This window comes from Variovorax sp. EBFNA2, from assembly GCF_033802765.1.
Lineage (GTDB): Bacteria > Pseudomonadota > Gammaproteobacteria > Burkholderiales > Burkholderiaceae_C > Variovorax > Variovorax paradoxus_H.
The window spans coordinates 2,764,526-2,779,486 of the sequence record NZ_CP138496.1; the positions used below are offsets into that span (position 1 = coordinate 2,764,526).

The 14,961-nt window shown below is 69.6% G+C and carries 8 protein-coding genes; 6 read left to right on the forward strand and 2 right to left on the reverse strand.

Annotation, left to right across the window (positions count from 1 at the left end):
- Positions 1-3 precede the first annotated feature (3 nt).
- The 6 genes from treS to RZE79_RS12925 are packed head-to-tail and all read left to right on the forward strand — an operon-like array spanning position 4 to position 13,393.
- The gene (gene treS, locus RZE79_RS12900) at positions 4-3,324 is read left to right on the forward strand and encodes a maltose alpha-D-glucosyltransferase (protein WP_319360723.1); all 3,321 of its coding nucleotides are present in this window, start codon (positions 4-6) and stop codon (positions 3,322-3,324) included.
- Positions 3,325-3,370: 46 nt separating this feature from the next.
- The gene (locus RZE79_RS12905) at positions 3,371-4,120 is read left to right on the forward strand and encodes a hypothetical protein (protein ID WP_319360724.1); all 750 of its coding nucleotides are present in this window, start codon (positions 3,371-3,373) and stop codon (positions 4,118-4,120) included.
- A gap of 25 nt (positions 4,121-4,145) precedes the next feature.
- Positions 4,146-6,308 carry a glycogen debranching protein GlgX gene (glgX, locus tag RZE79_RS12910; RefSeq protein ID WP_319360725.1) on the forward strand — a complete coding sequence of 721 codons (2,163 nt, stop codon included), beginning with the start codon at positions 4,146-4,148 and terminating at the stop codon, positions 6,306-6,308.
- On the forward strand, positions 6,305-8,125 hold the full coding sequence (treZ, locus tag RZE79_RS12915; protein WP_319360726.1) for a malto-oligosyltrehalose trehalohydrolase: 1,821 nt from the start codon (positions 6,305-6,307) through the stop codon (positions 8,123-8,125). Before glgX ends, treZ begins: the two co-directional genes overlap by 4 nt.
- A complete protein-coding gene (locus RZE79_RS12920) occupies positions 8,115-13,250 on the forward strand; it encodes a malto-oligosyltrehalose synthase (RefSeq protein WP_319360727.1) in 5,136 nt (1,711 codons plus the stop codon). Before treZ ends, RZE79_RS12920 begins: the two co-directional genes overlap by 11 nt.
- Entirely contained in the window at positions 13,217-13,393 is a 177-nt protein-coding gene (locus RZE79_RS12925) for a hypothetical protein (RefSeq protein WP_319360728.1), read from the forward strand. Before RZE79_RS12920 ends, RZE79_RS12925 begins: the two co-directional genes overlap by 34 nt.
- A 5-nt stretch (positions 13,394-13,398) precedes the next feature.
- On the opposite strand, the gene RZE79_RS12930 is transcribed toward RZE79_RS12925, so the two are convergent.
- Together RZE79_RS12930 and RZE79_RS12935 are read right to left on the reverse strand one after the other, a co-directional pair.
- Positions 13,399-14,205, reverse strand: a complete 807-nt coding sequence (locus RZE79_RS12930; protein WP_319360729.1) for a transglutaminase family protein — start codon at positions 14,203-14,205, stop codon at positions 13,399-13,401.
- A gap of 111 nt (positions 14,206-14,316) precedes the next feature.
- Positions 14,317-14,760, reverse strand: coding sequence for an SRPBCC family protein (locus RZE79_RS12935; protein ID WP_319360730.1), 444 nt, complete (start codon positions 14,758-14,760; stop codon positions 14,317-14,319).
- Positions 14,761-14,961: the final 201 nt, after the last annotated feature.

Sequence of the window (14,961 nt, forward strand, 5' to 3'; positions counted from 1 at the left end):
CCCATGAACGCACCCGTCTCCCATATCGCGCTCGAGACCGTCGAGATCGACACCAGCGACGATCCGCTGTGGTACCGCGACGCGGTGATCTACCAGCTCAACGTCAAGGCCTTCTTCGACTCCAACAACGACGGCATGGGCGACTTCCGGGGCGTGACCGCCAAGCTCGACTACGTCAAGGAGCTGGGCGTCAACACCATCTGGCTCATGCCGTTCTACCCGTCGCCCTTGCGCGACGACGGCTACGACATCTCCGAATACGAAGACGTGCACCCGCAGTACGGCACGCTCGACGACTTCCGCGAGATGCTGGCCGAAGCGCACAAGCGCGGCCTGCGCGTGATCACCGAGCTGGTCATCAACCACACTTCGAACGAGCACCCGTGGTTCAAGGCCGCGCGCCTGGCGCCCCCCGGTTCGCCCGAACGCAACTTCTACGTGTGGAGCGACACCGACCAGATCTACCAGGGCACGCGGATCATCTTCACCGACACGGAAACGTCGAACTGGACCTGGGACCCGGTGGCCAAGCAGTACTTCTGGCACCGCTTCTTCAGCCACCAGCCCGACCTGAACTTCGACAACCCGGCGGTGCTCGAGGCCATCTTCAAGACCATGCGCTTCTGGCTCGACATGGGTGTCGACGGCTTCCGGCTCGACGCCATTCCCTACCTCGTGGAGCGCGACGGCACCAGCAACGAGAACCTGCCCGAGACGCATGCGGTGATCAAGAAGCTGCGCGCCGCGATCGACGCGCAGTACAAGAACCGCTTCCTGCTGGCCGAGGCCAACATGTGGCCCGAGGACGTGCGCGAGTATTTCGGCGATGGCGACGAGTGCCACATGGCGTACCACTTTCCGCTCATGCCGCGCATGTACATGGCCATCGCGCAGGAAGACCGCCACCCCATCGTGGAAATCATGGCGCAGACGCCCGACATTCCCGAAGGCTGCCAGTGGGCCATCTTCCTGCGCAACCACGACGAGCTCACGCTCGAGATGGTGACCAGCAAGGAGCGCGACTACATGTACACCATGTACGCGGCCGACATGCGCGCGCGCATCAACCTGGGCATCCGCCGGCGCCTGGCGCCGCTGATGGAAAACGACCTCGACCGCGTGAAGCTCATGAACGGCATGCTGCTGTCGATGCCGGGCTCGCCCATCATCTACTACGGCGACGAGATCGGCATGGGCGACAACGTGTTCGTGGGCGACCGCAACGGCGTGCGCACGCCCATGCAGTGGAGCCCCGACCGCAACGCCGGCTTCTCGCGCACCGACCCGCAGCGCCTGTACCTGCAGCCCATCATGGACCCGATGTTCGGCTACGAGGCGCTCAACGTCGAGGCGCAGGCGCGCGACGCCAGCTCGCTGCTCAACTGGACCAAGCGCATGCTCGCCGTGCGCAAGACCAGCTACGCCTTCGGGCGCGGGCGGCGGCGCTTTCTCAAGCCGGGCAACCGCAAGATCCTGGCGTACCTCAGCGAGTACGACGGCGACGTGATCCTCACCGTGTTCAACCTCTCGCGCGCCGCGCAGCCGGTGGAACTCGACCTGTCGGAGTTCAAGGGTTTCGTGCCCATCGAGATGCTGGGCCGCGCGCCGTTCCCGCCCATCGGCGAGCTGCCTTACCTGCTCACGATGGCGTCGTACGGCTTCTACTGGTTCAAGCTCACGGCCGAGGCCGATGCGCCGAGCTGGCACCAGGAAGGCGTGGCGCTGCAGGAGTGGCCCACGCTCGTCCTGTTCGACGGCTGGACCAGCTTCTTCCGCGAGCGCGTGATGCCGTGGCGCATCGGCATGTCGGAGCGCATGCGCGCCCAGTTTGAAACCGAGACGCTGCCGCGCCACATCGAGATCCAGCGCTGGTACGCCTCCAAGGGCACAGCCATCCGCCGCGCACGCGTGGCCGACCACGCCGTGTGGGACGTGGACGGCCTGAGCTGGATGCTGGCGCTGCTCGACCTCGAAGGCCCGGCCGGCGGCGCGACCTACTTCATGCCGCTCGCATTGGCGTGGGAAGAGCGCGACGAAGAACGCATGGCCGGCGTGGCACAGGCCGCGCTCGCCAAGGTGCGCCAGCAGGCGCAGGTCGGCCTCATGGGCGACGCCTTCTACGACGAGGCCTTCTGCCGCGCGCTGCTGCGCACCATCGCCAGCGGCGCCGAACTGCCCACCGCCAACGGCATGCTGGTGTTCCGGCCGACCGCGGCCTTCACGCACCTGCAGATCGACATCGACTCCCTGGCCGTGGGACGGCCGAGCGGCGTGAGCAGCAACACCGTCATCGCGCTGAACGAGACGCTGTTCCTCAAGGGCTACCGCCAGGTGCGCGAAGGCATCAACCCCGAGCTGGAGATGGGGCGCTTCCTGACCGAAGATGCGCGCTACCCGCACTGCGTGCCCGTGCTCGGCGCGCTGGAATACCTGACGACCGACGGCCGCACCATGACGCTGGCGATGGTGCAGAGCTACGTGGCCAACCAGGGCGACGGCTGGGACTACACGCTCGGCTACCTCGAGCGCTTCCTGCGCGACGTGGCCACCACCGAAGCCGACACGCCCGACGGCGCCGAGGTGGCCGCGGTGCACGGCGGTTTTCTCGCGCTCATGGCCACGCTGGGGCGGCGCACCGCCGAGTTGCACCAGGCGCTTGCCACGCGCACCGGCGCGGCCGCCTTCGACCCCGAGCCGCTCGCGGCGGCCGACTTCGCCAGCTTCAAGGCGCTGGCCGCGAGCGACGCCACGGCCACGCTTGCGCTGCTGCGTGAACGCCTCGACCTCGTGCCCGGCGCCGCGCAGGCCGACGCACGCACCCTGCTGGACGCGGCCGACGCACTGCAGGCCGGCATCGAGGCGCGGCAACCGGCGGAAGGCGGCGGCATCAAGAGCCGCTACCACGGCGACTTCCACCTGGGCCAGGTGCTGGTGAAGGACAACGACTTCGTCATCATCGACTTCGAAGGCGAGCCCGCGCGCAGCTTCGAGGAGCGCCGCACCAAGAGTTCGCCGCTGCGCGACGTGGCGGGCATGCTGCGCTCGTTCAACTACGCGCGCTGGTCGGCGCTGCGGCGCGTGGCGCAAAGCCCCGAAGAAGCCCAGCGGCTGGCCGCGCCGGCCATCGCCTGGGAACGCGCCACGCGCGAAGCCTTCCTGGGCGGCTACGGCGCCGACGGCGCGCCGATCGACGCCGAGCTGCTCGCGCTGTTCGAACTCGACAAGGCCCTGTACGAGCTGCGCTACGAGCTCGACAACCGCATCGACTGGGCCCAGGTGCCGCTGCACGGCGTGCTCGCGCTGATCAATGCGCCGCGTGCCTGACCCGTCATCTGCAGCCCTCTCCAGCCACCTCAACGGAAGACACACCATGGAAAACTTCGGCATTCACCTGGAGCCGCTGCGCGCCATCCTCTACCAGGTCGGCGCCTTCATTCCGCGCCTGCTGATCGGGCTGCTGGTGGTGCTCGTCGGCTGGCTGGTCGCCAAGGCGGCCCGCTTCGCCGTGACCAAGGCGCTGCGCGCCGTCAACTTCAACGTGCTCACCGAGCGCGCGGGGCTGGACAACTTCCTGCGCCAAGGCGGGTTCCAGGGCGACACCAGCAGCCTGTTCGGCGTGCTGATGTACTGGCTGGTGATCCTGGCCTCGCTGCTCATCGCCTTCAACGGCATGGGGCTGAGCTACATCGCCGACCTGCTGGGGCGCATCGTCTGGTTCGTGCCCAACGTGTTCGTGGCGCTGCTGGTGCTGGCCTTCGGCTCCTACTTTGCGCGCTTCGTGGGCGAGGCCGTGGGCAGCTATTTCCGCAGCGTGAAGATGCAGGACGCCGTGCTCTTCGGGAAGGTGGCGCAGTACGCGGTGATGGCCTTCGTGATCCTCATCGCGCTCGACCAGGTGAAGGTGGGCGGCGACATCGTGCGCGAGAGCTTCCTCGTGATTTTGGCCGGCGTGGTTTTTGCATTGGCACTGGCCTTCGGCCTGGCAGGCAAGGACTGGGCGAAGGCGCAGATCGAACGCTGGTGGCCCAAGCAGGTCAGCGGCAGCAAGACGGCCCCGCCCGCCGTCACGCCCGTGGGCACGCCGCCGCGCTTCGACACCACCGACCGTCCACCCCGCTGACTTTCCTACGCCCATCGGCCCCTGAATGACATCCAAGACCCATCCGACGATCACGGCCGTCTGGCCCGGCCGACCTTACCCGCGCGGCGCCACCTGGGACGGGGAGGGCGTCAACTTCGCCCTCTTTTCGCAGCACTCCGACAAGGTCGAACTCTGCCTGTTCGACGAGCGCGGCCGGCATGAGCTGCAACGCATTCCCCTGCCCGAGCGCACCGACGGCGTGTGGCACTGCTACCTGCCCGAAGCGCGCCCCGGGCAGGCCTACGGCTACCGCGTGCACGGGCCCTACAAACCCGAAGAGGGCCATCGCTTCAACCCGCACAAGCTGCTCGTCGACCCGTACGCGAAAGACCTGGTGGGCGAGCTGCGCTGGGGCGATGCGCTCTACGGCTACACGGTCGGCAGCAAGCGCGAAGACCTGTCCTTCGACCGCCGCGACAGCGCACCGCTCATGCCCAAGGGCCGCGTGCTCGAAACCGCCTTCACCTGGGGCGACGACCGCCGCCCCTCGGTGCCGTGGCAGGACATGGTGATCTGCGAGATGCACGTGCGCGGCTTCACCATGACGCACCCCGACGTGCCGCCCGCATTGCGCGGCACCTACGCCGCGCTCGGCTGCGCACCGGTGGTCGACTACCTCAAGCGCCTGGGCGTGACCACCGTCGAGCTGCTGCCCGTGCACAGCTTCCTCAACGACCGGCACCTGGCCGAGAAGGGCCTGCAGAACTACTGGGGCTACAACACGCTGGCCTTCTTCGCCCCCGAGATGCGCTACAGCGCCTCGGGCAAGGTGAAGGAGTTCAAGACCATGGTGAAGTCGCTGCACTCCGCGGGCATCGAGGTGATCCTCGACGTGGTCTACAACCACACCTGCGAGGGCAACCAGCTCGGGCCCACGCTCTCGATGCGCGGCGTGGACAACGCCAGCTACTACATCGCCAACGCCGACAACCGCCGCTACTACGACGACTTCACCGGCTGCGGCAACACCGTCAACCTCGAGCATCCGCATGCGCTGCAGTTGGTGATGGACTCGCTGCGCTACTGGGCCGAAGAGATGCACGTCGACGGCTTTCGCTTCGACCTGGCCTCGGCGCTGGCGCGCGAGTCGGGCAAGGTCGAGAACCTCGGCGGCTTCTTCGATGCGATCCGGCAAGACCCGACGCTCAATCGCGTGAAGCTCATCGCCGAACCCTGGGACCTGGGCCACGGCGGCTACCAGGTCGGCAACTTTCCGCTCGGCTGGGCCGAGTGGAACGACCAGTACCGCGACGGCCTGCGCGGCTTCTGGAAAGGCGATGGCGGGCTCATCGGCGAGGTGGCCAAGCGCGTCACCGGCTCGGAAGACCTGTACGGCTGGTCGGGCAAGCGGCCCACCGCGAGCATCAACTTCATCACCGCGCACGACGGCTTCACGCTGCACGACCTGGTGTCGTACAACGACAAGCACAACGAAGCCAACGGCGAAGACAACCGCGACGGCAACAGCCACAACGTGTCGTGGAACTGCGGCGTCGAAGGCCCGACCGACGACCCCGAGGTGCTGGCGCTGCGCGAGCGCCAGAAGCGCAACCTGCTGGCCACGCTGTTGCTGTCGCAGGGCGTGCCGATGCTGCTGGCCGGCGACGAGCGCGGCCACACGCAGCAGGGCAACAACAACGTCTACTGCCAGGACAACGAACTCGGCTGGATCGACTGGGCGCCCACGCCCGAACGGCTGGCGCTCACGACCTTCGTCGAGCGCATGGTGGCGCTGCGCCGCGCGCACCCGTCGTTCCGGCGCCGCAACTTCTTTGCCGGCAAGCCCGCCGAAGGCGAGACGCTCACCGACGTGCACTGGCTCAAGCCCGACGGCGCAGAAATGCGCCCCGAAGACTGGAACGACGCCAACGCGCGCTGCATCGCGATGTACATCCCCGGCGGCGGCATCGCCGACCGCGGGCCGCGCGGCGAGGCGCAGCACGACGACGACTTCCTGGTGCTGATGAACGCACACCACGACGAGATCGCCTTCACGCTGCCGGCGATGCCGCACGGCGCATGGCGGCTGCTCGTGGACACCGCGAGCAATTCGCCGCCGCCGACCACCGACGATGCCGCGTCGCTCGCGCCCGCGTGGAGCGAGCCCGCCTATCCGCTGCAATGCCGCTCACTCGTCGTGATGAGCCGGCCGGATGTGCGGCCATGAGCAGCCATTCCCACGCCATGCCTTTCGGCGCCACGGTGCAGGAGAAGGGCGTCGAGTTCGCCCTGTGGGCGCCATCGGCCGAAGCGATCGTGCTCGAGCATCCCCTGGCCTCGCAGCCGATGACGCGCGACGCCAAGGGCTGGCACCGCCTCACGGTGCTCGATGCCGCGCACGGCGACCGCTACAGCTTCCGCCTGCCCGACGGCACGCGCGTGCCCGACCCGGCCTCGCGCTTCAACCCCGACGACGTGCACGGCCCGAGCGCCGTGATCGACCCGCGCCGCTTCCGATGGACCGACGACGCCTGGCGCGGCCGGCCGTGGGAAGAGGCCGTGGTCTACGAACTGCATGTCGGCACCTTCTCCGAAGAAGGCACGCTGCAGGCGGCGACGGCGCGGCTCGGCGCGCTGGCCGAACTGGGCATCACCGCGGTCGAGCTCATGCCGCTCGCCGACTTTCCGGGGCAGCGCAACTGGGGCTACGACGGCGTGCTGCCGTTCGCGCCCGATGCCTCGTACGGTACGCCCGACGACCTCAAGGCGCTGGTCGACACGGCGCATTCGCTCGGCCTCATGGTGCTGCTCGACGTGGTCTACAACCACTTCGGACCCGAGGGCAACTATCTGCACGCGTACTGTCCCGAGTTCTTCAATGCCGGCAAGCAGACGCCCTGGGGCGCGGCCATCAACTTCGACGGGCCGCGCTCGCGCACGGTGCGCGATTTCTTCATTCACAACGCGCTCTACTGGGTGGAAGAATTTCGCTTCGACGGCCTGCGCATGGACGCGGTGCATGCCATCCACGACGAGACGCGGCCGCACATCGTGCATGAGATCCGCGAGGCGCTGAACAACGGCCCGGCCCGCGAACGCCACGTGCACCTGGTGCTGGAGAACGACGCCAACCAGGCCTCGATGCTGCTGCGCGACGGCCGCGGCCGGCCCGTGGCCGGCACGGCGCAGTGGAACGACGACCTGCACCACGCGGTGCATGTGCTGGTCACCGGCGAAGGCGACGGCTACTACGCCGACTATGCCGACGACCCGGTGCGCCGGCTCGCGCAGGCGCTCGCCGAGGGCTTCATCTACCAGGGGCAGCCGTCCGCCTTCCGCCACGGCGAGGCGCGCGGCGAGCCGAGCACGCGGCTGCCGTCGACGGCCTTCGTGTCGTTCCTGCAGACGCACGACCAGGTCGGCAACCGCGCCTTCGGCGAGCGCATCCACGCGCTGGGCGACCCGGTGCTGGTGCGCGCGGCCATGGCCTGCCTGCTGTTGTCGCCGCACGTGCCGATGCTGTTCATGGGCGACGAGTTCGCGGCCTCCACGCCGTTCCAGTACTTCTGCGATTTCGGGCCGGACCTGGCAAGTGCCGTGTCCGAAGGCCGGCGCGCGGAGTTCGGCGGGTTCGCCGCCTTCGCGGACGAAGCCGCCCGCGCCCGCATTCCCGATCCGAATGCCGAGGCGACCTTCGCAGCGTCGAAGCTGCGCTGGCGCGAGCGTGGCGCGCGCGCGCACTTTGCGCGGCTGTGCGAGGTGCAGCAACTGCTGGCGCTGCGCCATCGATTCATCGTGCCCCGGCTCGGCGGCATGGCGGGCGCGGGCACCTGGCGGTGCGAGAACGGCACGCTGCAGGTGCAATGGGACCTGGGTGCGGCACGGCTTTACATGCTGGCGCACTTCGGAACCCAGCCCGTGGCGCTGCTCGCCGAGCTGCCCGGCGAGGTGGTCCACAGCGACGGCGTGACGCGCGGCGACAGCACGCTGAGCCTGGGGCGCGGCGCGGTCCACGTGACGCTGGAAGCGCTGCATGGTGGATGACGCCTTCCGCCAGCTCTGCGCGCATTTCGGCATCGCGACCGGCTACTTCGACGCCTTCGGCGTCCGGCGCGAAGCCTCCACCGCCAGCCTGATCGCGCTGCTGGCCGAGTTCGGCGTGCGGCTCGACACCACGGCCGACGCAGGCCCCGCGTTCGCCGCCGCCCACCGCGCGCGTTGGGCGCAGGCGCTGCCGCCGGTGCAGGTCGTGCAGGCCGGAAGCGCGGCGTGGTCGGTGCCGCTGCGCATGCCGGCATCGATGAACCGGCTGCGCTGGCAGCTTGCGGACGAGCACGGCCGCGAGGTGGAAGGCGAGGCCGACGCCCACGCGTTCGCCGAGACCGACCGCACCGACATCGACGGCGTCGCCTGGTGCCAGCGCACGCTGCAGATCCCGATGGCGCTCGAAGCCGGCTACCACGGCCTGCGCATCGAAGGGCTGCGCGGCGAGACCTGCGTGCTGGCTTCGCCGGGCCGCTGCTACCGGCCGCCTGCGGTGCGCGACGGCGGGCGCGTCTGGGGCCCGGCCGTGCAGCTGTACAGCCTGCGCTCGCCGCGCAACTGGGGCATCGGCGACTTCGGCGATCTGGAGGAGCTGGCGGTGCGCATGGCGGCGCAGGGCGCCGACGTGATCGGCCTCAACCCGCTGCACGCGCTGTTCGCGAGCACGCCGCTGCACACGAGCCCGTACAGCCCGTCGTCGCGCCAGCAACTCAATGTGCTGTGCATCGACGTGGAAGCGGTCGAGGGTTTCGAGGCCTGCGATGCAGCGCGCGAGCGCGTGCAGTCGCCCGACTTCCAGGCGCGGCTCGCCGCGTTGCGCGCGAGCCCGTTGGTCGACCACGCCGGCGTGGCGGCGGCGAAGTTCGAGGTGCTCGCGCTGCTCTTCGCGCATTTCTGCGCGCGGCACCTGCCGGTGGACGGCGCGCCCAGCGAGACAGGCCGCGCGTTCCTGGCCTTCGTCGCGGAGCGCGGCGAAGCGCTGCGACAGCACGCGCTGTTCGAGACGCTGCAGGCCCATTTCCTCGCACGGGAAGGCGGCGCATGGGACTGGCACGACTGGCCCGCCGCCTACCGCGACCCCGACTCCGCCGAAGTGACCGCGTTTGCCGTGGCGCATGCGCCGCGCGTGCAGTTCCACCAGTACCTGCAGTGGGTGGCGTCGCGGCAGCTGACGCGCGTGGCGGCGCGCTGCGATGCGCTCGGCATGGGCATCGGCCTGTACATGGACCTCGCGGTGTCGGTGGAACGCGCCGGCTCCGATGCCTGGGGCGCACAGCAGGTGTTCGCGCCCGGCGCCAGCGTGGGCGCGCCGCCCGACGAGTTCAACCCCGCCGGCCAAGGCTGGGGCCTGCCGCCGCTGCGCCCTGACCGCCTGCGCGCCGAGGGCCATCGCTTCTTCATCGAGACGCTGCGCGCCGGCATGCGCGGGGCGGGCGCGCTGCGCATCGACCACGTGATGGGGCTGATGCGGCTGTTCTGGATTCCGCGCGGCGCGAGTGCGCGAGAGGGCGCGTACGTGTCCTATCCGCTCGACGAGATGCTCGCCATCGTGGCCATCGAAAGCCATCGCAACCGCTGCATGGTCGTGGGCGAGGACCTCGGCACCGTGGAGGACGCGGTGCGCGAAGCGCTCGCGCAGGCCGACGTGCTCTCGTACCGCCTGCTGTACTTCGAGAAGCAGCAGGGCGGCGGGCGCTTCAAGCCGCCCGAGGCCTACCCGGCCGCCGCACTGGTCGCGATCGGCACGCACGACCTCGCGACCTTCGCCGGCTGGTGGACCGCCGCCGACCTGCGCGAACGTCTCGCGCTCGACCTGTTTCCCGACCCCGCGGTGTTCGACCAGCAGCTCATGGACCGCGCGCAGGAGCGCATCGCGCTGATGCAGGCCCTGCAGCAGGCGGGCCTGCTGTCGCGCGAGGAGGTGGCGCAGGCCGCGGGCGGCGCGCTGCCGTCGGCGCGGCTCGTGGAAGCGGCGCACGCCTTTCTCGCGGCCACGCCGTCGGCGCTGATGATGGTGCAGCTGGAGGACGTGGCCGGCGTGATCGCGCAGGCCAACCTGCCCGGCACCGTCGACACGCACCCGAACTGGCGGCGCAAGCTGCCCGAGCCAATCGCGGCCCTCGTCGGCGGCGAGCGCATGCGTGCACTGGGCGAGGCCTTGCGGGCGGCGCGGCCGCGCAAGGCCGAAGCCGGTGGCGAATCGCCCGGCCTGCAGACCCGCGTGCCGCGCGCCACCTACCGGTTGCAGTTCCACAAGGGCTTCGGCTTCGACGACGCGATCCGCGTGCTGCCGTACCTCGCGCAGCTCGGCGTGAGCCATGTGTACTGCTCGCCGATCCAGCGCGCCCGCGCGGGCAGCATGCACGGCTACGACGTGGTCGCGCATGCGCAGGTCAACCCCGAGCTCGGCGGCGAGGAAGGCTTTGCGCGCTTCGTCGAAGCGCTGAAGGCCCACGGCCTCGGCCAGCTGCTGGACATGGTGCCCAACCACATGGGCGTGTTCGGCGCCGACAACGCGTGGTGGATGGACGTGCTGGAGAACGGCCCGGCCTCATTGTTCGCGCCGTACTTCGACATCGACTGGCACCCGCTCAACGTCGAGCTGACCGGCAAGGTGCTGCTGCCCGTGCTGGGCGTGCACTACGGCGAGGCGCTGGACAACGGCGAACTGGTGCTGCGTTTCGAGGCCGACACCGGCAGCCTGGCCGTCCGCTATTACGAGCACCGCTTTCCGCTGGCGCCCGAGAGCTATCCCTTCGTGCTCGAGCGTGCGCTCGCACGGCTGGGCGATGCGGCGGCGTGCGCCCGCCTGGCGAGCCTGTCGACCGCGTTCGGGCACCTGCCGCCGCGCGACACGGATTCTCCCCAGGCCCAGGCCGAACGTGTGCGCGACAAGGAACTGCTCAAGGCCCGGCTCGCGCGGCTGGCGCAGCGCCATCCGGCCGTCGCGCAGGCGCTTGCGGCGTCGGTGGCCGAACTTAACCTGGCCCAGCCCGAGGCGCGCGATGCGCTGCACCGGCTCATCGAGGCGCAGGCCTACCGGCTCGCGCACTGGCGCGTGGCGGCGGACGAAATCAACTACCGCCGCTTCTTCGACATCAACGACCTGGCGGCCGTGCGCATGGAGCGCGACGAGGTGTTCGAGGCCACGCAGTCGTTCGCGCTCGACCTCGCGGCGGCCGGCGTGGTGGACGGCCTGCGCATCGACCACCCCGACGGCCTGTACGACCCGGCGGCCTACTTCCGCAAGCTGCAGGAAGGCTATGCGCGCCGTGCCGGCCTGGTGCTGCCGGCGCACGAGCCCGACGGCCGGCCGGCGCGCCCGCTGTACGTGGTGGCCGAGAAGATCGCCGGCGCGCACGAAGACGTGCCCGACAGCTGGCACGTGCACGGCACCACCGGCTACCGCTTCGCGAACGTGGCCAACGGCGTGCTCGTCGACACCACGGCCGAGGCCGCCGTGGTGCACGCCTGGCAGCGCTTCACCGGCGAGACCGACGACTTCGCGGCAGTGTGCCGCGCGGGGCGGCGCGAGGTGATGCGCAATGCGCTCTCGTCGGAACTCAACGTGCTTTCCACCGAGCTGTTGCGCATCGCGCGGGCCGACCGCCGCACGCGCGATTACACGCTCAATGCGCTGCGCCGTGCGCTGGCCGAGGTCGGCGCGTGCATGCCGGTCTACCGGACCTACATCGTCGAGGGGCCGTCCGCACAGGACGCGCGTTTCATCGACGAGGCCGTGAACGAGGCCGTGAACCAGGCGATGCAGCACAGCGGCGATGCCGACCGCTCGGTGTTCGACTTCGTGCGCAGCGCGCTGCGCGGCGAGGCCGTCGCCTCGGCCCCGGCCGCGCTGGGCGAACAGGTGCGGCGCTTCGCGGTGCGCTTCCAGCAGTTCAGCGCGCCGGTGGCGGCCAAGGGCGTGGAGGACACGGCGTTCTACCGCTACTTTCCGCTCAGCGCGCTCAACGAGGTGGGCGGTGAACCCGACCGCTTCGGCATCGAGGTCGAAGCCTTCCATGCGGCGAGCGCCGACCGCGCGCGGCGCTGGCCGCACACGATGCTCGCGACCTCGACGCACGACAACAAGCGCTCGGAAGAGGTGCGCCATCGCATCGACGTGCTGTCCGAGATGCCCGAGGAATGGATGCAGGCGCTCGCGCGCTGGCACGGCCTGTGCCGCAGTGCGCGAAGCAAGCTTGCCAGCGGCGAAGCGCCATCGCGCACCGACGAGTACCTGCTCTACCAGACGCTGCTGGGCACCTTGCCGGTGGGCGGCCTCGATGCCGGCACCGCGCCGGGCTTCAGCGACCGCATCTGGCAGTACATGCAGAAGGCCGCGCGCGAAGCCAAGCTGCGCACGCGCTGGTCGCAGCCCGATGCCGACTACGAGGCCGGCCTCGAAGGTTTCGTGCGTGCGCTGCTGGCCGAGCCGGCCACGAACGGCTGCCTGGCCGACATCCAGCGGCTGGCCGACACGCTGGCGTGGTTCGGCGCCTGGAACGGGCTCACGCTCACCTTGCTGAAATACGGTTCGCCCGGCGTGCCCGACCTCTACCAGGGCAGCGAACTCATCGAACTGAGCCTGGTCGATCCGGACAACCGGCGGCCGGTGGACTACGCGTTGCGCCAGGAGCGGTTGGCGGCGCTGCAGGCGATGGCGGAGGAGGGCGACCTGGCGGCGCAGGTGCGAGCGTTGGCCCTGTCACCGCACGACGGCCGCGCCAAGCTGTGGTTCATCTGGCGCCTGCTGTCGTTGCGGCGCGCGCAGCCGCTGCTGTTTCGCGAGGGCAGCTACGAGCCGCTGCAGGTCGATGGGCCGCTGGCACGGCATGTCGTGGCCTTTGCGCGCCGGCATGAAGGGCAGATGCTCGTGATCGTCACGGGGCGCCTGTTCGCCACACTGTCGCGCCGCAGTCCGGACGGTGGCGACGCGCTGCCGGCGCTGCCCGAGGCGCAGGCCTGGAACGGCACCACGCTGCGCCTGCCCGACGGCGTCCGCGACGGCGTATTCGAGAACCTGCTGACGGGCGAGTCGCTGTCGATCGGACACGGGCGCATCGAGCTGGCCGAGGCATTGCGCTCGATGCCGTGGGCGGCGTTCCATGGGGGGACGTCGTCCTGATCGGCCGCACCCGCTTCATCGCAAGGCTCGACATGGTCGTCGAGGCCGCGCAGGCGCAGGAGCGACTGGCGACCTGGATCATGGGCGAGGTCGAAGCCGGTGCGGTGCTGCCGGGGCTGTCGTTCTTCGACGCGGCGGACTGATCAGCTCACTGCACCGCGTCGCACCACACCCTGAACCCGTCCAGCTCGTTCGGCCCGAAGGTGCTGGACAACGCAACGTCGCTGGCGTCGCGCCCTTGCGCGATCAGCACGCGGCCGATGCGGGGCACGTTGTTGCGCGCATCGAAGGTGTACCAGCGGTCGCCCAGGAAGGCCTCGAACCAGCCCGCGAAATCCATCGTGCCGTGCGGCGGCGGGGTGCCGACATCGCCGAGGTAGCCGCTGCAATAGCGGGCCGGAATGTTCAGGCAGCGGCACAGCGTGATGGCCAGGTGCGCATAGTCGCGGCACACGCCTTGCCCTTCCTTGAAGGCTTCGAACGCCGAACGGGTGCGCCGGGCGTGCTGGTAGCCGAACTCGATGTGCTGGTGCACGAAGTCGCACACCGCCTGGACGCGGCCCCAGCCGGTCGGGCCGTTGCCGAAGCGCTGCCAGGCGAAATCGGACAGCAGGTCGGTTTCGCAGTAACGGCTGCCCAGCAGATAGAGCAGGGTGGATTCGGGCAGGGACTCCACCGGCACCTGCGGCGCCGAGGGCACGACGACGTCGGTTGCGCCGCTGTCGCGGACCACGGTGTCGGTGCTCAGCACGAAGCGGCCGGCGGGCGCGACCAGGCGTGTGCACCAGTTCCCGAACAGGTCGCGGTAGGCGGTGGTGGGAACGGCCGGCTGCGTGAGCAGGTGGTCCGGGCGCACGAGGTCCGAGGCGCGCGAGTAGTGAATGCTGAGGGCCAGGATCATCGGCGTCGGCCGGGGAAACTGGTACGCGATCTCAAAGCCGAGGTGGATGTGCATCGGCCCATGATGCGCCCGGATTCGCACTTGCGCGGGGGATTCGCAGTGCGCTTCGCAAACTCCTCTTGCCCCTGACCGTGGGCAGCCAACGGCGCCAGCGCGCGGCGGGTTTCACGGGGCGTCGCTGGGCACCGACGGGTTGTGGCGTTGCTCGGCATAGGCTTTCAGCGACTGCATGGTCCGGGGAAGCCCCGCCCGAACCTGCTTGGCAACGCCGGGCCCGAACAGGAAGGCAAGGGCGCCGGTGAACCACACGCGGTGCACCACGTCCGAGCCGCCATCTGCCGCAGACACCGTGTGCCTGAAGTGCATGCGAAACAGGGGGATGTAGCCCTGTGCGGTGAACGACCGGCCCTCGGCGCGCTCGGTGACCACCATCGGAACGCCCATGCCTTTCTGGGGAACGATCCGGCCTTTTGTGCCCACTGCAAAGGGCCCGTCGAGCCGGGCTTGCTTGGTGTCCGGGTCCCACAGGTGCCATCGGTCGACCTCGCTCCAGATGGTGTCGATGACCCCGGGCGGGACGGCGATGTGGACGCGTTCTTCGATGTGCATGGGATGAAGGGTGGAATGGATCGCGAAGCCTAACGCACGCGGCGCGCTGCGACGCCGCGCGCTTCAGATGGACTCGACCACCGGATGTCCGGGCTGGGCGCGGTGCCCGGCGCGTTCTGATCCGACGCCGGAACTGTGGTGAAAACGCCGAGAAAAATATTTCTCCGGGTTTTTTACCTTCGCTGCCTCTTTCGCAGGCAC